The 25166-nt window shown below is 57.6% G+C and carries 21 protein-coding genes; 6 read left to right on the forward strand and 15 right to left on the reverse strand.

Going from position 1 to position 25166, the window contains the following annotated elements:
- Positions 1–158: 158 nt before the first annotated feature.
- The 3 genes from EOI86_RS02190 (at position 159) to EOI86_RS02200 (ending at position 4867) form a co-directional block, all read left to right on the forward strand.
- Positions 159–2510, forward strand: coding sequence for an ATP-binding protein (locus EOI86_RS02190; RefSeq protein ID WP_127763507.1), 2352 nt, complete (start codon positions 159–161; stop codon positions 2508–2510).
- 1 nt (position 2511) lies between these two features.
- Complete coding sequence (locus EOI86_RS02195; RefSeq protein WP_127763508.1) at positions 2512–3465, forward strand: response regulator; 954 nt, start codon at positions 2512–2514, stop codon at positions 3463–3465.
- An 82-nt stretch (positions 3466–3547) separates the two neighbouring features.
- Positions 3548–4867 (forward strand): DNA cytosine methyltransferase, encoded by a 1320-nt coding sequence (locus tag EOI86_RS02200; protein ID WP_205032019.1) that lies wholly within the window; start codon positions 3548–3550, stop codon positions 4865–4867.
- Positions 4868–4930: 63 nt separating this feature from the next.
- Here the strand turns inward: EOI86_RS02200 and pyc are convergent, their stop codons facing one another.
- Positions 4931–8395 (reverse strand): pyruvate carboxylase, encoded by a 3465-nt coding sequence (gene pyc, locus EOI86_RS02205; RefSeq protein WP_127763509.1) that lies wholly within the window; start codon positions 8393–8395, stop codon positions 4931–4933.
- 382 nt (positions 8396–8777) lie between these two features.
- On the opposite strand from pyc, the gene EOI86_RS02210 reads away from it, so the two are divergent.
- Positions 8778–10376: an ABC transporter substrate-binding protein gene (locus EOI86_RS02210; protein ID WP_127763510.1), complete on the forward strand. Its 1599-nt coding sequence runs from the start codon at positions 8778–8780 to the stop codon at positions 10374–10376.
- Positions 10377–10480: 104 nt separating this feature from the next.
- On the opposite strand, the gene EOI86_RS02215 is transcribed toward EOI86_RS02210, so the two are convergent.
- Together EOI86_RS02215 and EOI86_RS24870 are read right to left on the reverse strand one after the other, a co-directional pair.
- Positions 10481–10969 (reverse strand): glyoxalase superfamily protein, encoded by a 489-nt coding sequence (locus EOI86_RS02215; protein WP_205032020.1) that lies wholly within the window; start codon positions 10967–10969, stop codon positions 10481–10483.
- 229 nt (positions 10970–11198) lie between these two features.
- Positions 11199–11321, reverse strand: a complete 123-nt coding sequence (locus EOI86_RS24870) for a hypothetical protein (RefSeq protein WP_275668578.1) — start codon at positions 11319–11321, stop codon at positions 11199–11201.
- Positions 11322–11491: 170 nt separating this feature from the next.
- Between EOI86_RS24870 and EOI86_RS02220 the strand changes: the two genes are divergently transcribed.
- The gene (locus EOI86_RS02220) at positions 11492–12295 is read left to right on the forward strand and encodes a hypothetical protein (protein WP_127763511.1); all 804 of its coding nucleotides are present in this window, start codon (positions 11492–11494) and stop codon (positions 12293–12295) included.
- A 298-nt stretch (positions 12296–12593) separates the two neighbouring features.
- A complete protein-coding gene (locus tag EOI86_RS02225; RefSeq protein ID WP_127763512.1) occupies positions 12594–13346 on the forward strand; it encodes an SDR family NAD(P)-dependent oxidoreductase in 753 nt (250 codons plus the stop codon).
- Positions 13347–13486: 140 nt separating this feature from the next.
- Here EOI86_RS02225 and EOI86_RS02230 read toward each other — a convergent pair whose 3' ends face one another.
- From EOI86_RS02230 to ccoN, 12 genes are all read right to left on the reverse strand, one after another.
- Positions 13487–13915 carry an FKBP-type peptidyl-prolyl cis-trans isomerase gene (locus EOI86_RS02230; protein WP_127763513.1) on the reverse strand — a complete coding sequence of 143 codons (429 nt, stop codon included), beginning with the start codon at positions 13913–13915 and terminating at the stop codon, positions 13487–13489.
- Between the two features lie 245 nt (positions 13916–14160).
- Positions 14161–14763: a PAS domain-containing protein gene (locus EOI86_RS02235; RefSeq protein WP_127763514.1), complete on the reverse strand. Its 603-nt coding sequence runs from the start codon at positions 14761–14763 to the stop codon at positions 14161–14163.
- Between the two features lie 588 nt (positions 14764–15351).
- Entirely contained in the window at positions 15352–15912 is a 561-nt protein-coding gene (locus tag EOI86_RS02240; protein WP_127763515.1) for a hypothetical protein, read from the reverse strand.
- 93 nt (positions 15913–16005) lie between these two features.
- Positions 16006–16785: an SDR family NAD(P)-dependent oxidoreductase gene (locus EOI86_RS02245; RefSeq protein ID WP_127763516.1), complete on the reverse strand. Its 780-nt coding sequence runs from the start codon at positions 16783–16785 to the stop codon at positions 16006–16008.
- A 113-nt stretch (positions 16786–16898) separates the two neighbouring features.
- Positions 16899–17054 carry a cbb3-type cytochrome oxidase assembly protein CcoS gene (gene ccoS, locus EOI86_RS02250; protein WP_127763517.1) on the reverse strand — a complete coding sequence of 52 codons (156 nt, stop codon included), beginning with the start codon at positions 17052–17054 and terminating at the stop codon, positions 16899–16901.
- On the reverse strand, positions 17051–19336 hold the full coding sequence (locus tag EOI86_RS02255) for a heavy metal translocating P-type ATPase (RefSeq protein WP_127763518.1): 2286 nt from the start codon (positions 19334–19336) through the stop codon (positions 17051–17053). The genes ccoS and EOI86_RS02255 overlap by 4 nt, the downstream gene beginning before the upstream one ends.
- The gene (locus tag EOI86_RS02260) at positions 19336–19818 is read right to left on the reverse strand and encodes a FixH family protein (RefSeq protein WP_127763519.1); all 483 of its coding nucleotides are present in this window, start codon (positions 19816–19818) and stop codon (positions 19336–19338) included. Before EOI86_RS02260 ends, EOI86_RS02255 begins: the two co-directional genes overlap by 1 nt.
- Complete coding sequence (ccoG, locus tag EOI86_RS02265) at positions 19815–21401, reverse strand: cytochrome c oxidase accessory protein CcoG (protein WP_205032021.1); 1587 nt, start codon at positions 21399–21401, stop codon at positions 19815–19817. The genes EOI86_RS02260 and ccoG overlap by 4 nt, the downstream gene beginning before the upstream one ends.
- A 164-nt stretch (positions 21402–21565) precedes the next feature.
- Positions 21566–22435, reverse strand: a complete 870-nt coding sequence (ccoP, locus tag EOI86_RS02270; protein WP_127763520.1) for a cytochrome-c oxidase, cbb3-type subunit III — start codon at positions 22433–22435, stop codon at positions 21566–21568.
- Between the two features lies 1 nt (position 22436).
- On the reverse strand, positions 22437–22589 hold the full coding sequence (locus EOI86_RS02275; protein ID WP_127763521.1) for a cbb3-type cytochrome oxidase subunit 3: 153 nt from the start codon (positions 22587–22589) through the stop codon (positions 22437–22439).
- A 13-nt stretch (positions 22590–22602) separates the two neighbouring features.
- A complete protein-coding gene (gene ccoO / locus EOI86_RS02280) occupies positions 22603–23334 on the reverse strand; it encodes a cytochrome-c oxidase, cbb3-type subunit II (protein WP_127763522.1) in 732 nt (243 codons plus the stop codon).
- 11 nt (positions 23335–23345) lie between these two features.
- A complete protein-coding gene (gene ccoN, locus EOI86_RS02285) occupies positions 23346–24758 on the reverse strand; it encodes a cytochrome-c oxidase, cbb3-type subunit I (protein ID WP_240035614.1) in 1413 nt (470 codons plus the stop codon).
- Positions 24759–25166: the final 408 nt, after the last annotated feature.

Here is a 25166-nt window from a genome sequence, read left to right on the forward strand (position 1 = left end):
CCTCTGAACGAATGTTGTTCAATTCGTGAGAGATCAACAACGTATTGAATTGAATAAAAGAAGTTTAACCTGAAGTGTGGTTTTGGAACCATCGTTCCTAAGATTCGAGCTGACAATTTTATAATCGGCTTCGAGATCCAGTTAAACTTGGTGCTCAAATGAACGAAAGAACACAGACCTTTAAAATCAGTTCACGCCTGAAGGATGTCTTGGGCCGTGGTCTTGTTACCAACGAATTTGTTGCGGTTTTTGAACTTGTGAAGAACGGGTTCGATGCTGGCGCAACAAGTGTGGTGATTGAGATTGATCCATTTGAAGGACGAATTGCGATTGCAGACGATGGGAAAGGAATGTCCCGCCAAGATATTATAGAACGTTGGCTTTTCCTTGCATACTCGGCAAAAGCTGATGGCTCGGAAGATAGCAACATTCCCAAGGACTACCGCGATCTTATCGGTCAACGAGAACAATTTGCAGGAAACAAAGGGATTGGGCGGCTCTCATGCGACACACTTGGTAAAACGCTAGAATTGTACTCACGCGCTATTGGACAAGACCAAATCCAGAAATTGTCCATTAATTGGGAAGATTTTGAGCAAGATTCAAAAGAGGAATTTGGAGAAATCGAGGTTTCTCTGACACCCATCGATTCATTTCCGGAAATCAATTGTGGATCAGGTTCGCCTTCAAAACACGGCACTGTCTTGTGGATCGAAGGGGCGCGGCATTCGTGGAATGCTGATGCTACGCTCCGGTTGCGCCAGTATTTGGCGAAGTTGATTGATCCTTTCGGCACTACTGACGATGTCGATGTCATCACATGCCTAATTGGTTATGAAGATGAAAAAGGAGCAGAGCCGAATGAAGTAATCAATGGACCTGTTGGTAACAGTGTTGCCGATGTTCTCCGAGACAAGACCACTCGAATTGAGGTCTTGATAGAAAATGGAGAAGTCGAAACACGGCTCGTCGATCGCGGAACGACGATGCTGCATATCCGCGAGCCTCTACAGAATGAAGCGTTGGCCAAAGTTACAATCAGAGGTGAAATTTTCTTTCTGAACAGAAGTGCGAAAGCGACATTCGCACGGCGTATGGGAGTTATGTCTGTAGAATTTGGAAGCATTTTTCTTTTTTTGAACGGCTTTCGAGTTTTCCCAATTGGCGAAGAAACTGATGATACTTTTGGTCTCAATCGCCGAAAACAACAAGGTGTGTCTCGGTTCTTAGGTACTCGCGATGTCATGGGCCGAGTAGACATTCGGGCCGCCCCCGGAATCTTTCGAGAAGCATCTAGCCGCGATCAGGGGCTGATTTCAGATGCGAACCAGAGAGCGCTTTATGACGCTATTCGTAGCTATATGGTGATCCGTCTAGAGCGATACGTCACTGGAGTAAACTGGAAGATTAAGGCTGATCAATACCGAGAAGATCGTTCCGCACTTGAGAGCGATCAAGGCCGGGAATTGGCGATCAGCGTTTTGGGACGGATGGCATCCCCAGATCAAGTCAAGGTGCTGTCTATCGCACCCGATCTGGAGCGTGTTGCGGAAGGGCGCCGGGCAACTGCTCAGCGAACTTTATCCGACCTTGACCGTCTTGCGGAAAAAGCCGGCGACTCCGAGATGCGAAAACGTGTCGCTGAAACACGCCAACGTATTGCCGAACTTGAAGAAGCTGAGCGAGCTGCGAGCCGTGAGGCGGCTAATTTGGCGGAAATGCGGGCTGCTGATGCAGTAAAGATTGATAGCTTGGAACGCCAAGCGAGATTCTTATCCGCATCTAGTAAGCCAACAAGTGAGCGCTTACAGCTGCTGTTACATCAAGTTTCAATTTATTCGAACCATATCCATAGCTCATCACTTCGGGCCGCACGTGATCTAGTTAAGGCACTAGAGATGATACCATCAGGCGATGATATTGACCCTGAGGACCTCGAGGACTTGGCGGCGGCGCTTAGGCACAATATGGGCGAACTTAAAGACGAAGTGGCGTATATCACTCTTGAGGCAGACCGCTTGAAAGCACTCACGCGGTTTGCGCCAAACCTCGATGTTGAGGTTGACCGTGCCGAGATGCAGGATGACCTCCTGACGTTCCTGCGAGAATATATTGAGGTTATCGTGGGGGGGGCTGACTTAATTTCGAACGTTGTTTTCAAGGACGATGGAAAGCCTTTCATTACTACATTCTCGCCTTTTGATATTGCGGTCATTGTAGATAACCTTGTCGATAATTCTCGCAAGGCGAACGCACAAGAAATGAAATTTTCAGTTGAAAGTCGCACTAAAAAAGGCATAGCGTTACTTGTTACAGACGACGGAATCGGACTTCGCGACGCAGACCCTGCCAAAATCTTTGAGTTAGGTTACACAAGTTCAGCCGGAGGAAGCGGTCTGGGGCTCTATCACATCCGAAAGGTGATGAACGGGATGAATGGCAGCATTGAACTTGCGAGTAATCGCGAAGAAGGGAGAGCGGACTTCGTCTTGAAGTTCGTGGAGCGCTGATATGAACTTGAAGTTTGGTCTGCTTTGGCTCGAAGACCAGTATTCCCCGGCGGAATTGGACAATATCAAGAATGCCGCCAGAGCACATGGCTTCCAGATTGAAATTGTTAATCGTCCAAATGGAGACGACCTTAAGGAACTCTCCGTTGAACAAGAGCGTCATTACCCCTTTGACCTTATCTTAATCGACCTTGATCTTGCGGCTGATGGGAACGGTGCAGATGAAGCGAGACGTGCTCGCGATTTATTCCCAGCTACACCAATCCTGTTCTATTCAGGGAAGAAGAATAGAGACGGACTGGTCCAATTGATTCAAGAACGTCAAGTTGAGGGTGTTTTCATCTCTCACCGAAACGACTTCACAAAGAGAACTGGAGAGTTGATCGGTCATCTTGCCGCATCGTTTAACCGACTTCCTGGAATGCGTGGCCTTGCTGCGAGGGTGGTGGCTGAATGCGATGATCATTATAGAGCGATTTTAACTACTCTTGGGAAGCATAGTGACCTAGAAGCCAAAATTGCTGCGCTACTTGATGAAGAAGTCCAGAATGCTCAAGAAAGAAGTGTAAAGGGTTATAGTAGTGACTGTAAGGGGGGATTGGCTGGACGAATTGGCTCAAGAGCCGTGACTAGTATGACACTCCACAAAGTAGCTCGAAAAATAACTGGTTATGAAGAATTCCGTCAGTTATGTGGCGCTTCCGACGCCTTAGCGGCTGCCCGCCGTGAATGTAAAGACTATACAAAGGATGTGCTTGAGGTGCGAAATACTCTTGGGCACGCGCTGGAAAGTCGCACTGACAACGGCTGGGAAATTGCCAACCCTAAGGGTGAAGACATAACTGTCGCGCGGTTCCCGCAGATACGAGAAACATTTCTCGTAAATCTTGAAGCGATTAAGAGAATGCTAGATATCGTTACGTCAGAGTCCTTATTGGACGAAAGCGGCTCTTAGACCAAAATCCACGGCTTTCTGTTCTGGGCCTGGCGCTGTGCATCAAGTTGTTGCATAGTCTCGTGAAGTACGTGCATAGGGGATGATGATGACCGGAGAGCAGGGGGCACCTGTATTCGTGGATTTGTTTGCGGGCTGCGGCGGATTATCTCTAGGTCTAATGCAGTCCGGGATGTCCGGATTGTTTGCAATTGAAAAGGACGATTTCGCCTTTCGCAGCCTATTTCGGAATCTGGTAGATCGTAGACGGCGCCAGCATTTTCAGTGGCCCGAATGGTTGCCAAGGGCACCCATGTCCGTCGAAGGTCTAAATGAAAAATTTGCAGAAAGACTATCTGAACTCAGAGGACAGATAGATATTTTAGCTGGTGGGCCACCATGCCAAGGTTTCTCTTTCGCGGGAAGACGGCAATCCGATGACCCTCGGAACAAGTTATTTGAGGAATATCTAAAAACAGTAGATCTTCTGAACCCGCGTGTTGTGTTTGTCGAGAACGTGCGCGGCTTTGGCGTGGATTTCCCGACTGGAAACACTCAGAACTACGCTAATGTTCTACGGGATGAACTTGAGCGCAGATATGTCGTCCACGAGGCGCTTCTTGATGTCTCAATTTTTGGTGTGCCCCAGGCACGGACACGATACTTCCTTCTTGCACTTGATCCAAAATATGGAGATCTGGACCCGTTCGATCTTCTTAAGTCTCGGCTACCAAAGTACCTCAAAACCCTTGGCATTTCAGTTCCGGTTTCCGCTCAAGACGCTCTTTCAGACTTGGAATTAACGACCAATGGCTCTGTACCCAGCCGAGATACACCAGGCTTTCGTGAAATTTTTCCAGGTAAGGCGAACACCGATTTTCAACGATTAATGCGGCAAGGATTGTCTGGCTCAATCACAGATTTGAGACTCGCACGCCATCGTGCGGACATAGCTGAACGCTTTAGAGAACTAATTGCTGCGTGCATTGCTCAAGGACGGCTAAATGTTTCAATTGGCCCGGAGTTGCGTGCAGCCCATGGCCTAAAAAAACAAGCGCTAAGGGTAATGGATCCTTTTGCACCTGCGCCTACGATTACCAGCATGCCTGATGATCTTCTCCACTACTCAGAACCTAGAACCCTCACTGTACGAGAGAACGCACGACTTCAGTCTTTTCCTGATTGGTTTTCGTTCCATGGAAAATACACCTCCGGCGGAGACCGACGTTCCAGGGAGGTTCCTCGTTTCACACAAGTTGCCAATGCTGTTCCACCAATGGTGGCCCGGGCGATCGGGGAAACATTGATTTCAATCCTACACTCTGAACCAAAGCCAGCTTTGGAATCGTCATCGCTCACGGAAACTGATCTTACATTAAGTGAAGCGAGTGTTTGCCTTAATCGGACGCTGTTGCCTGCTTGATCAAGCGCATTTTTTCTTTCCAACGCCCACCGCCGGACTGTATGGCTACGCCGTGCTAAATTCTTAATCCAAGATCACCGTAACCAACAAATCCTTCGCGTCGATCTGGTCGGCGGGTTTGACGAGGACTTCCTCGACCACGCCGTCTCGGTCGGCGTGGAGGACGGTTTCCATCTTCATCGCCTCGATGCTCAGCAGGTTGTCGCCGGCGGTGATCTTCTGGCCGGGTTTGACGCTGACGGCGGAGACGACGCCCGGCATCGGCGCGCCGATATGGGCCTCGTTCCCGGCCTCTGCCTTGCGGCGGGCGGCGGCGCCGGCGGCGCCGTGGGCGCGGTCGGGGACCTTGATGCGGCGGGGTTGGCCGTTCAATTCGAAGAAGACGGTGACCATGCCCTTCTCGTCCGTTTCACTCTGGGCCAGAGTGTCGATCACCAGCGTGACGCCGGGTTCCAGGTCGACCTGCAATTCCTCGCCCACCGGCAAGCCATAGAAGAAGACCGGGGTCGGCAACCGGCTGACCGGGCCGTAATGGTCATGCGCGCGCGCATAGTCGGTGAAGACCTTGGGATACATCATGTAGGAGGCGAATTCCGCATCCGAAATCTTGCGGTCCAGGTCTTCCTCCACCTTTTTGCGCTCCGCGACGAGGTCCGCGTCCGGCAAGAGGGAGCCGGGGCGTTCGGTATAGGCTTTCTCGCCTTTCAACACCTTCTTCTGAATGTCCTTCGGCCAGCCGCCCGGGGGTTGGCCCAGATCGCCCTTCATCATCGAAACGACGGATTCCGGGAAGGAGACGTCCCGCGCCGGGTCCTTCACGTCGGCGACCTTCAAATCCTGGCTCACCATCAACAGGGCCATGTCGCCCACAACCTTGGAGGACGGGGTGACCTTGACGATATCGCCGAACATTTCGTTCGCATCCGCATAGGCCTGGGCGACTTCGTGCCAGCGGGATTCGAGGCCCAGCGAGCGCGCCTGTTCCTTCAGGTTGGTGAACTGTCCGCCCGGCATTTCGTGCAGATAGACTTCCGAGGCTGGGCCCTTCAGGTCGCTTTCGAAGGCGGCGTATTGGCTGCGCACCGCTTCCCAATAGAAGGAGAGGCGGCGGATCCATTCCGGGTCCAGGCCGGGGTCGCGGTCGCTGCCTTTCAGCGCCTCGACGATCGAACCCAGGCAGGGCTGGGAGGTATTGCCGGAAAAGGCGTCCATCGCGGCGTCCACCGCATCCGCCCCGGCATCGACCGCGGCCAGCACGGTGGCCGCCGAAATGCCCGATGTATCATGGGTGTGATAATGCAGCGGCAGGTCGGTCACGTCCCGCAAAGCCTTGAACAGCAGGGTCGCGGCGGCGGGTTTCAACAGGCCCGCCATGTCCTTCACCGCGATGATGTTGGCGCCCGCCTTGTCCAGCTCGACCGCCATGTCGGTATAGTATTTCAGGTCATATTTCGGGCGCGCGTTGGAGAGGATGTCGCCGGTATAGCAGATCGCCGCCTCGCACAGTCCGCCTTCGGTCCGCACCGCGTCCATGGCCAGGCGCATGTTCTCGACCCAGTTCAGGCAGTCGAACACGCGGAACAGGTCGACGCCGCCGTTCTTGGCCTCATGAACGAACTGCTTCACCACATTATCCGGGTAATTGGTATAGCCGACGCCGTTGGCCCCGCGCAGCAGCATCTGCAGCAGCAGGTTGGGGGCGGCTTCGCGGATCAGGCTCAGGCGTTCCCACGGGTCCTCGTTCAGGAAGCGCATGCTGACATCGAAGGTCGCCCCGCCCCAGCATTCCAGCGAGAGGAGCTGCGGCAATGTGCGGGCATAGACACCGGCGATGCTGGCGATGTCATGGGTGCGCATCCGCGTCGCCAGCAGGGATTGATGGGCGTCGCGCATGGTGGTGTCGGTCATCAGGACCTGTTTCTGGTCCCGCATCCATTTTGAGAATCCGTCCGGGCCCAATTCTTCGAATTTCTGTTTGCTGCCGGCGGGGATCTCTCCGGTTACATAGGGGATGACGGGTTTGGCCGCTTCCGGGTCCGGTTCCGCGCGGCCTCGCGCCTCCGGGTGGCCGTTGACGGTGACGTCGGCGATATAGGTCAAAAGCCGCGTCGCCCGGTCGCGGCGTCGGACGTTGGAGAACAGTTCCGGCGTCTCGTCGATGAAGCGGGTTGTGTAGCTGTTGTCGCGGAATTTTTCGTGGGTGATGATCGCTTCCAGGAAGGTCAGGTTCGTCGCGACGCCGCGGATGCGGAATTCGCGCAGCGCGCGGTCCATGCGTTGAACCGTTTCATCCGGGTCCGGCGCCCAGGCGGTCACCTTTTCCAAAAGCGGGTCGTAGAAGCGCGTGATCACCGCGCCGGAATAGGCCGTGCCGCCATCGAGGCGAATGCCGAATCCGGTCGCCCCGCGATAGGCGATGATGCGGCCGTAATCGGGAATGAAATTCTGTTCCGGGTCTTCCGTCGTGATACGGCATTGGAGCGCATGGCCGTTTAACCGTATCATTTCCTGGGCCGGAACCCGGCTGTCGGGCGTGCCGATTTCGTGCCCTTCCAGGATACGGATCTGCGCTTTCACGATGTCGATCCCGGTCACTTCCTCGGTCACCGTATGCTCGACCTGGATGCGCGGATTGACCTCGATGAAATAGAATGCGCCGGTATCCGCATCCATCAGGAATTCGACCGTGCCGGCGCCGACATAATCGGTGGCATGGGCGATCTTCTTGGCGTAACCGGCCAGTTCCTGGCGCTGATCCTCATTCAGATACGGTGCCGGGGCGCGTTCGATAACCTTTTGATTTCGCCGCTGGATCGAGCAATCGCGCTCATACAGATGGACGACATTGCCGTGCGTGTCACCCAGGATCTGGCTTTCCACATGCCGCGCGCGCTCGACCAGTTTTTCCAGATAGACCTCGTCCTTGCCGAAAGCGGCCATGGCCTCGCGCTTGGCTTCCATCACCTCGCGGGTCAGATCTTCGGCCTTGCGGATGGTGCGCATGCCGCGCCCGCCGCCGCCCCAACTGGCCTTCAGCATCACGGGGAAACCGATTTCTTCCGCCATTTTAAGGACTTGCGCCGGGTCGTCGGGCAGGGGGTCGGTGGCCGGGACGACCGGCACGCCGATCTCGATCGCCAGGTTGCGGGCCGCGACCTTGTTGCCCAGCCGCCGCATGGTTTCCGGGCTGGGCCCGATGAACAGCACGCCCGCTTCGGCGCAGGCTTCCGCGAATTCCGGGCTTTCCGACAGCAGGCCATAACCGGGATGGATCGCATCCGCGCCGCTTTCCTTGGCCACCCGGATGATTTCATCGATCGACAGATAGCTTTCGATCGGCCCCATATCCTGGTCCAGATGCGGCCCCCGCCCGATCCGATAGCTTTCATCCGCTTTGAAGCGGTGCAACGCCAGCTTGTCCTCCTCGGCCCAGATCGCGACCGTTTTCAGACCCAATTCATTGGCGGCGCGGAACACGCGGATGGCGATTTCCGACCGGTTGGCGACGAGGATTTTTTGGATCGGCATGAGCTGGACCTCCTGGATTACCGGCGGGCTTGCGGGCTGGAATACCGCAGGGTGCGCAAGTTTAATCTATTGTGCAGCGCGGAACTAGCGATTGTTCCAGGCGGACGCTGGTTGTCGTTTTCGGGCAAACAATGTGCGTTCCCCGGCGCTTAGCGCGGTTCTGACCGGCCCTAAGATGTTTACGGTTACATGATCTGGGTATGTGGACTATGCTTTTCCCAAGGGCTTCTGCCCATGTCGTACGGCCTCGCTCGCGGTTTCGACGGGCCAAGAATAACGGGAGTGTGTCCACATCAGGCGGATCGCCGACGGCGTATGACAAAAAATCGAACCTAAGAAAACATAGAACAGCTAACTGAGTTGAACAGAGAGGCTTATCCAAATGACGAAACATCCATTGCTAGACAAAATCCTGAGCGATAGCAGAGCGACCAGACGCGATTTCATGGTCGGTGCTTCCGCGCTGGGTTTGTCCGCGGCGGCCGCCTCCGCGATGTGGCAAAGCCGCGCCTATGCGGCGACGCCGAAAAAGGGTGGTAATTTCAGGGTCGGGATCGAGGACGGCAACACAACCGACTCGCTGGATCCGGGTACGACTGAATCCGTCTACATGATTCAGATGAACCACATCTTCCGGAACTACCTGACGGAAATCGACAACACGAACCAGGTCGCGCCGGACATCTCGGAAAGCTGGGACGCGACGCCCGATGCGAAGGTCTGGTCCTTCAAACTGCGCAAGGGCGTTACCTTCCATAACGGTAAGACCTTCGATGCCGCCGATGCGGTTGCGTCGCTGAACTACCACCGCGCGGAAGGCACGAAATCGGCCGCGAAATCGCTGCTGACCGATGTCGAGGATATCAAGGCGGACGGCAAGGACACGGTCGTGATCACCATGAAGGCCGGCAATGCGGACCTGCCCTATACCCTGTCGGACTATCATCTGGTCATGATGCCGTCTGACGGCGAAGGCAATGTGGATTGGGAGAGCGGTATCGGCACCGGCGCCTATTCCATCGAAAGCCATGAGGCGGGCGTCCGCTCCGTGCTGAAACGGAACGAGAACTATTTCAAGGACGGCTGCGCCAATTTCGACAGTGTCCAGATGATCCAGCTTTCGGACCCGAATGCGCGTCAGACGGCGCTGAAGACCGGTGAGGTCGATGCGGTTACGTCGCTTGATTTGAAGACTGTTCATCTGATGAAGCGCGATCCGAACTTGGTTATTCAGAACGTCCCGTCGGGCGCGGCGATCACCATGCCGATGTTCTGCGACGTCGAACCGTTCAAGAACAACGATGTCCGTCAGGCCATGATGTACGCCATGGACCGGCAAGACATTCTGGACAAGATCTTCAAAGGCTTCGGCACGATCGGGAATGACACGCATATTGCCCCGGCGCTGCCCTATCATGCGGATATCCCGGCCAAGCCCTATGACCCGGACAAGGCCAAATCCCTGCTGAAAAAAGCCGGCTATGACAGTATCGATGTCGAGCTTTCGGCGGCGGATGGCGCGTTCGCGGGCTGCGTCGACATGGCGACTCTGTACTCCGCCCATGCGGCGAAGGCCGGCATCAACGTCAAGGTCGTGCGTGAGCCGAATGACGGATACTGGTCCAATGTCTGGCTGGTGAAGCCTTTCGTCATGGTCTCCTGGGGCGCTCGGCCGACGCCGGACGTCATATACTCCCTGGCCTATAAGGACGACGCGCCGTGGAACGAATCCCATTGGCAGAACAAGCAGTTCAACGAATTGCTGCTGCAGGCCAAGGCGGAGCTCGACGACAAGAAACGCGCCGCCATGTATGCCGAAATGCAGATGCTGCAGGCGACCGATGGCGGATCGATCATTCCGATCTACCGGAACCGCGTCTACGCTCATGCCAAGAATGTCTCCCATAGCGAGAACCTGACGGCGAACTGGGAACTCGACGGTGGGCGCGCCTACGAACGTTGGTGGTTCAACGACGTCTAAGACGCCGACGGGCTATTAAACTCGGCCATGTGCCGAACAGGGAAAGAGCCGCGGTTTTCCGCGGCTCTTTTCTTCTGGTTATTTCACGGTCACGTCGTCCGAAGCTAGAGATCGATTTCAAGATGCGGTTGCCCGACGCTCGACCGCTCCCGCGACAGACCTGATGGGCCGACGGTTCCACGGATGCGTTTTCGGAAGTTCGAAAAGCTGTCGAAGCTGACGACGTCTACGGCATTGTCCAGGTCCAGTTCCAGCCTGAACCAACCGGGGCGCAGCATGTCCACGGCCAGGATCGTTGCGTCGAATGCCTGTCCCAGATAGCGGCCCTGGACCCGGCCCCCCGGCACGAAGGCGTCGGGCGGGCGGTTGCCGATGGCGGCGTGAAAGGCGTTCCAATCCCGGAACCCATGCTGATGCGCGACGAGTTCCAGGGCGTGGCCGTGGCTGATCGGCATGTCTTCGGCGGCAAGCCGTTCCCGCAGGCGTTTGGCCTGGGACTTCGCGGCGGCCAGTGTCGGCAGGGCCGTGCTGGTGGCGGGCCGTGGGTTGGGGGTCGGTTCGGGGACTGGTGGTGTTTGGGATGTCGTGGTCATCGTTCTGCATTCCTCTTGCGTCGGTTTCGCAAAGTGGACGGGGCCCGCACTGCCATCCGCGCGAAACGCGGGAAGAATGTCAGTTGTCGATGTTTCAGGGCAGAACTTCACCGGGACGATTGACCGTCAGCGGGCGGCGTGCGTCTGCATGCAGCGCGGCTTTTAGACGAGCGCGCCAGGGGCGTCAAACAATGTTCGATCATGTCAACGTCCGCGCCAGCCTCGCCGCCTAGTCCTTAGACTTTCTCTCTTCCGCCGCGTCTTGATCAACCTTATCCAGCGTGACGTCTATGGGCACCGCATGGGCGATCCCGCCGCCATGGTCGAGGCCTCCACGGGTACCCGTCACCATTTGCGGTGACAGTGCGCATTTTCAGCCCGCTTTAATTGGTAGCACGCTGCGTATATGATCATACTTTAGGATGATATTGGTACGTTTGCGCACTGCCACCGAAATTCCGCATTTCCGAATATCCATGATGGCTTTCCTGTTGATTCTGCCCAATGAAATGAGCGCCCTGAATGTCGAAACCAAAAATACGCAGCCGTGAACTGCAGTCAGAAATTCTATCGTCTGTTCTGGAAGAAGGGGCTGCTCTATCTATTTACTTGGAGCCTGATACCAATGGGCCGCTATCCAACGCCAAGGAACCGTATTGCGAGTCATACCAGCTCGATTTTGTAATCGCCGAAAACAATGTCGCTTTTGCTTTCACTTCGGGCGATCACTTCAATACGCTCGCCCATGTCTGCAATTTGTATCGAAGCTACTATGCCTACACCAATGTTCAAGACGCATGGATTCATTACTTTCCAGCCATGGTGAATGGCGAAACGGTAGCGCAAACGACATTGATGTCTTTGGCTAGTTATAGACATTTGGAATGGATCGCCCAACCGAAGTACCACCGCATATTCGATAGTGACCAGAGTGCCAACAGTTCAAAAATGTTACTTGAGGCTATCCGGTCCGGATGCGCGTTCTGTGTTTCTCTACTTGATGAGGGTGGGATATGGCGCCGCGCGCCTGTCGACCTATTTTTCTATCATGAAGAGAGCAAGAGATTTCAACTTCAAACAGCAATTCACTGGTATCCAGGCATATTCGATCATCCCATCGCGATAGAGACTGAATTCGCCCAAAAGGGGTATCCAAACCGAACTGCCCCCAATGCCAATCGCATCAGGCATGAGCAAAGTTATCCTGCATCATCGACCTATTTGTCCATTTGGACCGACGGTGCCTACGACAATGTTGTTACGATTGAAAAAGGTCATCAGCTCAAATGGAAGCGCCTTTTGATCTTTGCCGAATCCAACCGCTAGGTTTATCGATTCAAGAAACGGCAATCCCAGTTACAATGCAGTTTTTTAGCCAACTCAAACTGGAAGTGGGCACGCTTTCAACAGCGTTGGTTGAACCTTTGCACTGTCACAGCAGCCTCTCATCGTAACCCGTGCATGCGAGTGGTAAGGGCGTCCCTTTTACCTCTTTTGCTTGGTCCACGAAGTTCGTGTTGCCGATGGTGCGGGCAACTACTTTCGGCGCATTGGATTGCGTCAAAATCGGCTAGCGTCGGCGGCTGGTGTTGCCGGACAATAAGGCAGGCTGTACCGTTCGCGCATGGACAAGAAAATAGCATTGATTACAGGGGCTGCGCGCGGGATCGGTCTCGCGACCGCAAAGCTTATGCTCGAGGCCGGCTGGGCTGTTGCGATGGTCGATCGCGACGGGGATGAATTGCGGGCCGCATCCAAGGACCTCTCAGGGGCGAAGGCGTTCCAATTCGATATTTCCGAACCCGAACAGGTCGCGGAAATGACGGCGGCGGTGCTGGCTTCCTTCGGCAAGATAAACGCCGTCGTGAACAATGCCGGTGTCGCTGATTTTTCCCCGCTCGAGGCAACCAGCTTCGACTCCTGGCGGGAGATCATGGCGACTAATCTGGATGGCACCTTCCTGGTTTCCCAGGCTGCGATTCCTGCTTTGAAGGAGACGCGCGGGGCCATTGTGAACATCGCGTCCATCTCGGGCCTTCGCGCGTCGACCTTACGCGTGGCTTATGGCACGTCGAAAGCCGCCGTCATCCATTTGACCAAACAACAAGCGTCGGAGCTGGGTGAGTTTGGAATACGCGTGAATTGCGTTTGTCCCGGGCCGGTGAAAACGAAGCTGGCGATGGCGGTTCATTCGCAGGACATCATCGACGCGTATCACGATGCCATTCCCTTGAACCGCTACGGATCCGAGCGGGAAATAGCCGAGGCTATTCTGTTCCTGTGTTCCGAAAAGGCGAGCTATGTCACCGGCCAGATCCTCGCGGCCGATGGCGGCTTCGATGCCACCGGGGTCGGCCTACCCGCCTTGCGGCGGTAACGGGAGCCCGCCGAGCGGTGGCGGAATAAAGTTAACTGTCACCGAAAAAGATACTCTGAATGCAGAATGCCGACGGGGGCAAGCGCGATGGTCCGACCTGCCCCCGTACGGAACTCTCTACCCTGACTGGGCTTCCGCCCTTAGGCGATCGCGACCAGTTCCACGTCGAAGGTCAGGGCCTTGCCCGCCAGCGGATGGTTTGCGTCGAGGAACAGTTCGTCTTCGGTTTTGTCGGCGACCACGACGGTCACGGATTGACCATTTTGGGTCTGCACTTCCAGCGGTGTTCCGACTTCGGTCGGGATATGGTCCGGCACGCTGGCCAGGGGCATAGCCTGAACCTGGCCGGGGTCGTGCTCGCCATAGGCATCCGCCGCCTCAACGCGGACGGTACGTTTTTCACCGACTTCCATGTCGGTCAGGCCCGCTTCCAACCCCGGAATGATCTGTCCGGCGCCCAGTTCGAACGAGAGCGGGTCACGCCCCTCGGAACTGTCGAACACGGTACCGTCGTCCAGCGTGCCTTTGTAATGAAGATGCAGTGTATCGCCCTGTTTAGCTTGGGTCATGGGTCATGTCCTTTCTGGGAGAGTGGGTTTGCCGGCGCTGCCGTGGCGCACCGCGTGCTTGCTCGTCTGCTGCCCAGGCTAACAACTGAGCCAAGAGATGCAAACCCGGCTTGCCTATTCCTGCTATTCCTGCCGGCGAATCTGCGGCCACCCTCCAAATTCGGCGATGCGATCCCTGGTATGTATTTGTACTGTCTGGGGAAGAAGGCCTGTCTTGGGAAGGAGATTCTCCGCAAACGTCAGCATCACTGAAAAATCCAGGCTAGGTCGCTGCGACGCTTGTGTGGATCAGATCCGACCTGTGCCAGTCGACTGTTCACAAGGTTTCCCAGCGGTTCATCTTTGAAGGAAGAAAGACCGACATCCTCGTATCCATGAAGAGCAAGGAAAGTGGTTACGTCTTTGCCATTGCTGGAAAGAGGATAATACATCCGTTCCGACGTGATGTGGCCACGACGTTCGTGCGGCACCGAAAAGAAATCGAAAACAGGTTTTCCGCTATTCATGCATTGAAGGTAGTTTCCACGAATTCTTTGGTAGAATTCCGGCTTTACGGCTTCGCTCAGGAACTGACCCTTGATGTTTTGTCCGGCGGCTTCTCTGTTTCGTGTTCCAATCAGTTTGTACTGGAATCGGTCTTCGCCACCATCAATCACGTGTGCAACCAAGTTGACCAGGGGCAAGAGCGCGGGAAAGTCGGTAGGGTCCATGGCCGCCTTCAGCGGTATGGTGTTCGAGTTATCGTCGTACCCCAGCTTAGTACGAATTTGCAGATATCGAGGATGAAGTTGAACGTCACCAGGTGCCAGCGCCGGTCCGAGGCCGGCAGATAAATCGAACCATGTCATGGCGTAGGATATCACATCTCTAATATGGTTTACATATCAATCGTCAGGCCGGGATAGCCGGTCCGATGGCGCGAGTCCCCGGGCTTGCTGGATGCCCGACGCGGTGGGGACATCGGTGCGGGTTTGGCCCTCAGCAATTGCGGCCCCGGACCTTGGACCTGTTTCCGAGAGACTAGTACGGCAGGTCCGGATGATCGATCCAGTTATACTGCGCCAGGCCGCCGTCAACCGGCAGTATGACGCCTGTGACATAGGGGCTGTGGGTATCGGACAGCAAGGCGCGGGGGGCGAGGCGGGCGACTCGTCCGGCGTGCCGGTGCGGACCATCGGGGGCCTGGCCTCCGAGGCGCGGATGTCCGCCTTAAAGCCTTTGCCTGGAATGGCGCTGGGCTGGATGCCGCCGGGGCCGGGCGCGCGGGCGTGTTCCCGCACGGCCACGACCGGCCCGCCATGCGACTGCAATGACCGCCGCCGCTTATCTGAGAGTGCTATTTACGATGACAATGTACGAACTGCCGGAAACGGAATGCGGCCGCATCAGTCATTGTTGCCGGCGGGTACAAAGAAGACCAAGACTTTGGCGCATCGTCACACCTCCTCCTGCGCCTGCTGCTGCGCCAGAAACGCGGACCGCGCCTGCTTAAGTTTCTGCAGTTGTTCATACATCGGGTCGTTCTGCAGGGCTGCCTGGTTGACGGTGACTTGCGGCGCCGGGGTGGCGTTGAACTCCGACTGCGTCATGGCGGTGGAGGCCATCGCGACTTTGCCCCCCAACTGCCTGGCGATTTCTTCCGCCCGGGCCAGGGCCGCAGCCGGGCCTTGCTGCCCCGCCGACTTTCGGTCCGCAGCCTCGAGTGCCGGGCGAATTTTGCCGCCCATGGCGTTGGAGGATTGCACACCGCCGAAATTGTCGATTGTCGCAACGGTCTTGCCGCCGACCACCACCCTGGCGTAGGGCCGATATCCTGGATGGGACGAAACGCCGGAATAGTCCGCGTGGCGCGCTTTCAGGAAACCCTCCTGGCCGCTCACAAAGTCTCGGAAAGCCTCTTCCGACCCCTCGGCCACGCTGTATCTTTTTAACTTACTGGTATCGATGACCCGCACCCGCGGGTCGCTCAATGAAATACCGGACTGAATATTGGACATGGTACCCCCCATGATTCGTTAGAATTACGACACCATGCTGAATTGCAACTTTGGGGCCAGTCCTGCTCGCCTTATGCCGGTCCTCGACCGGGTTCACTCCAATTCGTCGGGCCGATCGATCCAGTTGTATTGGGCGAGGCCGCCGTCCACCGGCAGGATGACGCCGGTGACGTAGGGGCTGTGCGTATCGGACAGCAGGGTCAGGGTCGAGGCAGCCAAGTCTTCCGGCGTGCCGGTGCGGCCCATGGGGATCTTTTCCTCAAAGGCACGGACGTTGGCCTTGAAGCCGCCGCCCGGAATGGCGCCCGGCGCGACGCCGTTGACGCGGATGCCGTCCGGGCCCAGCGCGCGGGCGAGTTCCCGCACCACCATCATCTGCCCCGCCTTGGACGCGCTGTAATGGGGAAGGTTTCGCGGGGAATAGGAATGCAGCGAGGTCATGTAGACCATCCGGCCCTTGATATTCGCCGCGCGCATGTCTTTCGCGATTTCACGGCCCAGGAAGAAGCCGCTGCGCAAATTGGTGTTCACCATGGCGTCCCATTCGTCCTCGGTGACGGTCAGGACATTCTGGCTTTCCAACCGGCGGGGCGAGGCGCAATGCACGAAGATGGAGAAGGGCCCGTAAACCGCTTTCGCCTCAGCCAGCATGGTTTTCCAACCGTCCAGATCAGCGAGGCTGCCGTGCACGAATTCGGCCGTGCCGCCCGCGGCGCGGATTTCGGCGAGAATCGAATTGGCTTCTTCTTCGCCCCTACCGTTCAGCACCGTGCGCGCGCCGGCCGCCGCCAATGCCTTGCCGACCGCGCGGCCAATCCCTGTTGTCGCCCCGGTCACGAAAGCTATGTCGCCGGAAAAATCGATTCCCGTCATGATGAGTCTCTCCCTAACCCTTTGTTGTTTGCTTGAGGGATTACAGCATCGAAGGGTGGAACAGGGGAAGGGCTGCCCGCGTCAAGGAAGCTTGCACGCTTGGTGGCAAGCGATCAGAGCGGCTTGTCGTCCTCGTCGTCGTTCAGCGCGCGCCAGGCGGCGCCGTCCAGGTCGGAATATTGGCCGGACTTCAGCGACCAGAGAAAAGCTGCCAGACCAAGGGCGCCGAGGAACAAGGCGGTCGGGATCAGGAACAGTAGAACGTTCATAGTGTCGCTACCCCATGTTTGCCGTGGCGGGCGTTGCCCGAGGCACGCCGGGCCCCCCTGCGGGTGAGCCAAGCGCCTATCGAAGAAAATGGGGTCGATGCCGCCTCGTTCAAGCGGAGCGCGTTCAGGATGACGACGATCGACGAGCCGGACATGGCGAGCGCCGCGACAAGCGGCGACGCATAGCCAAGCACGGCGAGTGGAATGGCGATGATGTTGTAGAGCACGGCCAAAGCGAAGTTCTGGCGGATCAGCGCCTGAGCCCTGTGCGCGACGGTGACCGCGCTGGTGACCGCATCGAGCCCTTCATGCAGGAAGACCAGACCTGCCGCCTGTCGGCCGATATCGGCGGCCTTGGACGGCACCATGGAGACATCGGCGGCGGCGAGGGATGGCGTATCGTTCAAACCGTCACCCACCATCAGCACCTTGTGGCCCATCGACTGCAGCGCTTGGACTCGCGCGATCTTATCGGCCGGGCGTAAATCGCCGCGCCAGTCGGTCATGCCGAGTGCTTGGGCGGCCTGCGCCACGGTTTCGCCATTGTCGCCCGAGAGGATTTCGCAGGCGATATCCTGCTGTTCCAGCGCCGAGATTGTTTCAGAGGCATTGGCGCGCATCCGGTCTTCGAACCGGAACAGGTCAAGCACGTCATCCCCGCGGCGCAGTTCGACGCCATTGCCGCCGGCCGCGGAACGGCCCAGGAAATAACGCTCCCCGTCCAGCGTACCTTCAATGCCTTCGCCGGGGATTTCCCGAACATCCGTCAGGCCGACAACCGGGCGGATGTTGTTTTCGCCCGCTGCCTGGGCCAGGGCTTGGGAATAGGGATGGCGGCTGTTGGTGCCGAGCGCGGCGGCGATGCCAAGAACACGGGACCCGTGCTTCCCGGCGTCCTGAAGGCGGGGCATGCCGACGGTCAGCGTGCCGGTCTTGTCAAAAACCACATGGTCGACTTGGGCCAGTTTCTCCAAGGCAGTGCCGTCGCGCAGCATGATTCCTTTGCGGAACAGGCGCGAGGCCGCGACGACCTGAACGATCGGCACCGCGAGGCCCAGCGCGCAGGGGCAGGTGATGATCAGCACCGCGATGGCGGAGAAGAGCGACTGCCGCCAATCGCCGGTTACCCAGATCCAACCGAGGAAGGTGAACAGGGCGGCCAGATGGACGACCGGTGCGTAGACGGCGGCTGCGCGGTCCGCCAATTTGCGATAGGCTGGCGCCCCGCCTTCTGCGGCGTCCAGCATGCGCAGCATTTCCGACAGGAAGGAATCCTTGGCGGCTTTCGCGGCTTCGACGACCAGCGGCCCGGTCAGGTTCAGCATGCCCGCCGACAGGGTCGTGCCTTCCTGCGCGGTGATGGGAACGCTTTCGCCCGTCGCGATGGCGGCATCGATATCGCTTTTGCCTTCCCGAACGGTGGCGTCCACGGGAATACGGTCCCCGGCGGCGATATGAAGGCACATGCCGGCCTCGACCTCATCCAGGGGATGCCAATGCCGGCTACCGTCTTCGCCGATCACGGTTGCCCCGTCGGGCGTGATCCGCGCCAGCCCGGCGACGGCGTCCCGCGCGCGTTCGCGCATCATATGGTCCAGCGTACGGCCAATCAGCAGGAAGAAAAGCAGGGTTACCGAGGCATCGAAATAGGCATGGGCTCCGTGGTTCCAGGTTTCGAAGATGCTCATGCCTGTCGCCAGCAGAATGGCCAGTGAAATAGGCACATCCATGTTCAGGCTGCGTGCCGCCAGGGCCCGCAAGGCCGGGCGAAAGAAGACGCGGCCGGCATAGCCGACGGTCGGGATCGCGATGAGTGCGGAGATCCAATGGAACAGATCACGTGTTGCGGCGTCCGCCCCGGACCAAACGGAAACGGAAAGCAGCATGATATTCCCGGCCGCGAAACCGGCGACGGCTAGGGCGCGGAACAGCGATTTGCGGGTGTCGTCAACGACGATGGCGTCCGGGCTGATCAGGTTCGGCTCATACCCCACCCGGCGCAACGCCGCGAAAACAGGCACGGCGTCTATATCGTCTTCTTTCCAGTGGAAAACGACACGCTTGGTCGACAGATTGACGCGCGGTTCTTCCAATTCCCGCAGGGCGCTTAACGCGCCTTCCACCTTGCGGATGCAACCGCCGCAATGGATGTCCGGCACGGCCAGGACGGTGCGTATCCGACCGTCGTCGAGTTTCTGCGAGGAATGCAGAACCGCGTCTCGCGAGGGAACGTCCGTCGATGCGGCAGCATTGACCGTGGTTCCACCGGCACAGCAGCTCATCAGGTCGCTCCCTTTTCCTGGATCGTGCTGCGATAGCGCACTTTCCATTCCGTTCCATCCTTCGCCAGGGCCCGGATTTCCAGGTTCCATTCGCCGGGCGGTAAATCGTTCGATGCCTGATAGGGACCGCCGACGACCTTGGCGAGTTCGATGACCCGGTCCTGGAATTCGGCCGCGGGGTGCCCGGCATGGATGGTTACGGAGTCCAAAGGCACAAGCCGGCCGTCACGGTCCTTCAATGTGAAGATGATCTGCTGGCCGTTTAACGAGAATTCGTGCTGCCAGCCGAGCGCCTTCTGGGCCTCCGCCCGGTCCAGGTCCTCGTTGAAGTGCTGGCTGGCGACGTAGCTGTTCTTCACGACAAGGCCTGTCCAGGAGTCGGTGGCGTAAAAGGCCAAAGTCAGATTCACGGCGACGATCACGCCAAAGAACAGCACCATCCAAAGCAGGACGTGTCGGCCAGTGACCTCACGCGGCATCATTTCGATTCTCCCGCTTCAAAGACAGCATCATAACTGTCCCGTTCCGATCCGTTAATGTCTTGGACGACGAAGCGGAACGGCGTCTTTTGCTCGGTCAGGGTTTTCGGGTCCATGGAAAGGAAAACTTTAACCGTTTCCAATTGGTCGGGTTCGGCCGGCAGCAGGACTGCGTCTTCCGGATTGTCCTTGATGTCGGGAATGATCAGCCGTGCGCCGGGCAGACCTTCGATGGTCAATTGGATCAGTCGCGGTTCCGGCATCATATTCAGAATCTTGACCGTATAACCGTTGCGGATCGATCCGTCGGACAAGGTCACGAAAAGCGGGTTCCGATCATGCAGGACGTTCAGGTCCAACCGCTCCCGCGTCAGCAGCACGCCCAGCATGGCAAAGCCGATGGCAGCCCATGCGCAGATATAGATCATGGTCCGGACGCGGATGATCGAGCGCCAATTCGTGTGGGTGAGTGTATCGATAAGCTTGCCCGCGGAATTGCGGATACGGTCGGGTTCAATCTCCCCATTGGCGTTGACGGCCTTGGCCATATTGGCGTTGTAGTCGTTCAATGTGGCATAGGAAATCAGACCCTTTTCCAGGCCCAGCTTGCTCATTACGCCGTCGCAGGCATCAATGCACAGCGCGCAGGTGATGCATTCCAACTGTTGGCCGTCGCGAATGTCGATCCCCATCGGGCAGACGGCGACGCAGGCATTGCAGTCGATGCAATCCCCCGTGCTTTTTCCCGCCGCTTCCAATTTCTTCTGGTGACGCGAGCGCGGCTCACCGCGCCAATCGTTATAGGTGACGGTCAGGGAATGCTCGTCCAGCATCGCGCCCTGAATGCGCGGCCAGGGACACATATAGGTGCAGACCTGTTCCCGCATCAGACCGCCCAGCGTGTAGGTGGTAAAGGTCAGCACGGCGACGGTCGCATAGGCAACGCCGGCCGCGTTGCCGGTGAACAGGTCGACCGCCAGTTTGGGGGCGTCGGCAAAATAGAAGATCCAGGCGCCGCCGGTCGACGCGGCGATCAACAGCCAGATCGTGTGTTTCGAGACGCGTTTGACGGCTTTCTCAGCGCTCATCGGGGCCTTGTCCAGGCGGATCCGCTTGTTGCGGTCGCCCTCGATCGCGCGTTCGACGACCAGGAACAAATCGACCCAGACGGTTTGCGGACATGTATAGCCGCACCACGCGCGGCCGACAGAAGAGGTGACCAGGAACAAGCCGATCCCGGCCATGATCAGCAAGCCGGCCACATAGTAGAATTCCTGCGGCCAGATCTCGATGAAAAAGAAATAGAAACGGCGGTGGTAGAGGTCGATCAGAACCGCCTGATCCGGGGCGAACTCACCCCGATCCCAGCGGATCCACGGCGTTAGGTAATAGATGCCGAGGGTGACCACCATGATGACCCATTTAAGGGAGCGGAAACGGCCTTCGGCGCGTTTCGGGTGGATTTTCTTGCGGGCCGCATAGAGCGGCTCCTGACGATCGCGCCGGTTGACGGCTTCGACGTCGAAACTCTCCAAGCTCTTGGGATCAGCACTTTGGGCGTCGGAAACGGATGGACTTTCACTCACGGTTTGGAACCTTTCTTATCAAAAAAAACACCCCATTCCGTACCCAAATTATGTGCCCCCGGCCTTGCGCCCTAAGGCCTTCGGCGGGGGCACGTGATCGTCGAATACGTTCTTTGCGAACGACGCGTCACTTATTGTTTTAGGCGTTTTGTTCTTCGCCTTTGTTATTCGCCGCCACCCAGGGAGTGGACGAAGACAGCGAGCTGTTTGACGGTGACATCGCCCAGACGCTCACCCCATGCCGGCATGACACCGTGTTGGGGGGCGCTGATCTGGGCCGCGATTTCGGCCACCGTGTCACCATACAGCCAGACGGCGTCGGTCAGGTTCGGCGCACCGAGGTCGCGCATTCCCTTGCCGGCTTCGCCATGGCAACTCACACAGTTATCCGCATAAACCGTCGCCCCGGCCTCTGCCAATGCGGCATCGTGTTCCAGGTTGGCGAGTTTGCCGACGAAATTGGCGGCTGCCCGGACGTCGCTGCCGGAAAGGATTTGATCCCGTCCGAAGGCCGGCATTTCCGAGAAACGCGTATCTTCGTCACCGTTATAGCGAATGCCGTGGGTGATGGTCTGATGGATTTCCTCCACCGTACCGCCCCAAAGCCACACGTCGTCGTTCAGGTTCGGATAGCCCGGCGACCCTTGTGCGCCCGACCCATGGCACTGCGAACAATAGACCTTGAAGGCCGACGCGCCGCCCGAAACCGCGAAACGGTGGAGGCTGTCGTTCTTCGCGATGTCTTCCACATTCGTGGCGTCGATCTGTGCTATCAGGCCCGCCCGGCCTTCTTCGGCCGCGGCGACTTCCTGGTGCAGTTCGGCGCGGCTGGAATAGCCGCTAATACCCTGCGTGGCGGAGTTGATGAGCGGAATGGCCGGGTAATAGATGCAGTACCCAATCGCATAGGCAATGCAGGCATAGAACACCCAGAGCCACCAACGCGGCAGCGGATTGTCGAGTTCCCGGATGCCGTCCCACTCGTGACCGGTGGTATCGACGCCGCTCAATTCGTCTTTATGAGGTGCAGTCATCTTACTTGTCTTCCTTCAAAGGGATGTTCGCGGCATCGTCCGCGGCTTTCTTGCCGCCGGGACGAAACGTGTAGGCGATCACGCCCACGAAGAGCACGAAGAGGTACACAAGACCCCAACTGTCTGCTGCGTGTCTTACGGTTTCGTAATCCATAACTACGCCCTCCTTATCGGAAGTTGGCTTCGGCGTCGTAGGCCGTGAAATCGACCAGAGTGCCGAGCATTTGCAGATACGCCACCAGCGCGTCCATTTCGGTCAAACGGCTTGGATCGCCATCGAAATCGCCGAGCTTGAGTTTCGGATAACGGGCCTCCACGCCTTCCCAATCCGCGTCGGGGTCGGCTTGTGCGGCCAAGTCGGCGGCCGCGTTTTCGATCATCTCGTCGGAATACGGGACGCCGAGCGTGGCGTTCGTCGACAAGTGTTTGGCGACCAGACTGCCATCCAGCTCGTTATGCTTCAGGAAGCCGTAGGACGGCATGACCGATTCCGGCACCACCGACTGCGGGTTGATCAGGTGTTGGACGTGCCATTCGTTGGAATAGCGGTCGCCCACCCGCGCCAGATCCGGCCCGGTACGCTTTGAACCCCACTGGAACGGACGGTCGTACATCGACTCCGCCGCCAGCGAATAAGGTCCGTACCGTTCCACTTCGTCCCGGAAGGGGCGGATCATCTGACTGTGGCAGACGTAGCACCCCTCGCGGATATAAATGCGCCGGCCCAGCAACTCCAAGGGAGAGTAGGGACGCATGCCCTTCACCTTCTCGATCGTATTGTCGAGATAGAAAAGCGGGACGATTTCGACGAGACCGCCGATCGAGACGACCAGCAGCGACAAGACGAGAAGAAGCGTCGCGTTGGTCTCGATGACTTTATGCTTGGAAAGGAACGACATGACGCTTCCTCCTATTCCGCGGGAGCTGCGTGGGCGGTGACGAGGGGTGCCTCATCCCGGACGCGGCCACGGATCGTTTGAACCAGATTGTATGCCATCACCAACGCACCGATCAGGTAGAGCAGCCCGCCCAACGTCCGGATGACGAAGTAGGGGTGCATTGCCTGGACCGACTCGGCGAAGGAATAGACGAGGAAGCCTTCAGCGTCGTATTCGCGCCACATCAGACCTTGCGTGATGCCGGAAACCCACATCACGGCGGCGTAGACCACGATGCCCAGGGTCGCCAACCACAGATGCCAGTTGACCAGCCGCAGTGAGTAAAGCTGCTTGCGGCCCCACAGACGCGGCACCAGGAAGTAGATCGCCCCGAAGGTGATCATGCCGACCCAGCCCAACGCACCTGAATGCACGTGGCCGATGGTCCAGTCCGTGTAGTGGCTGAGCGAGTTGACCGCCTTGATCGACATCATCGGACCTTCGAAGGTCGACATGCCGTAGAAGGCGACCGCGATGACCATCATGCGGATGATCGGGTCCGTGCGCAGCTTGTCCCAAGCGCCGGAAAGCGTCATCAGCCCGTTGATCATGCCACCCCAGGAGGGCATCCACAGCATGATCGAGAAGACCATGCCCAGCGTCTGCGCCCAATCCGGCAGCGCCGTGTAGTGCAGGTGATGGGGACCGGCCCAGATGTATAGGAAGATCAGGGCCCAGAAGTGGATGATAGAAAGGCGATAGGAATAAACCGGGCGTTCGGCCTGTTTCGGCATGAAATAATACATCATGCCCAGGAAGCCGGCGGTCAGGAAGAAGCCGACCGCGTTATGGCCGTACCACCATTGCGTCAGGGCGTCCTGCACGCCGGCGAAGGCGGAGTAGCTGACGGATCCCAGGAACGAGACGGGCAGGGACAGGTTATTCACCACATGCAACATCGCGATGGTCACGATGAAGGCCAGGTAGAACCAGTTGGCGACATAGATATGCGGCTCTTTCCGCTTCAAAATCGTGCCCAGGAAGACGATCAGGTAGACGACCCAGACGATGGTCAGCCACAGATCGACATACCATTCCGGTTCCGCATATTCCTTGGACTGGGTGACGCCCAACAGATAACCGGTGGCGGCCAAAACGATGAACAGCTGATAGCCCCAGAACACGAACCAGGCCGCGTCACCGCCGAACAGGCGGGCCCGACAGGTTCGTTGCACGACATAGAAGCTGGTGCATAGCAGGGCATTACCGCCGAACGCGAAAATCACTGCCGAGGTATGCAGCGGGCGGACGCGTCCGAAGTTCAAATAGGGCTCGAAGTTTAGCGCCGGAAACGCCAATTGCGACGCGATCACAACGCCCACCAGGAAGCCGACGATTCCCCAGAATACTGTGGCGACGACGCCGTAGCGTATCGGGCCGTCCATATATCCTACTTCCCCGGTCGAATCGACCGTGCGCGACTGTCCGCGCGACAGAAGAAAGAATGCCGTGAGTACCAGAACCAGCAGCAAAACCCAGGAATGGGCGCGGAAAAGCGCGTCAGCGCCTTGTGCCGCCCCTATCAAGGCGACCACTGCCGCTATCGCCAAAGCGATGACCTGCAATGTTAGTTTCATGTTTTATATCCCCGAGACCTCGTAAAAGGGCGCATTCCGTCACCTCTCGGTGTGTCGGAACGCCGTTTCACTGTTTGACCAACAGTAGTTGGCGGCAAAATCCGCCTATGTAAGGCCGCTTCTTAATGCTTCCCACCCGCGCCGGCTTTGATTTCGATCAAAACAGGACAGGGAACACGCGACTACAGTGACTTACCTTAAATGATTTGATCGAAA

Source organism: Hwanghaeella grinnelliae (genome assembly GCF_004005845.1).
Taxonomy (GTDB): Bacteria; Pseudomonadota; Alphaproteobacteria; order UBA8366; family Aestuariispiraceae; genus Hwanghaeella; species Hwanghaeella grinnelliae.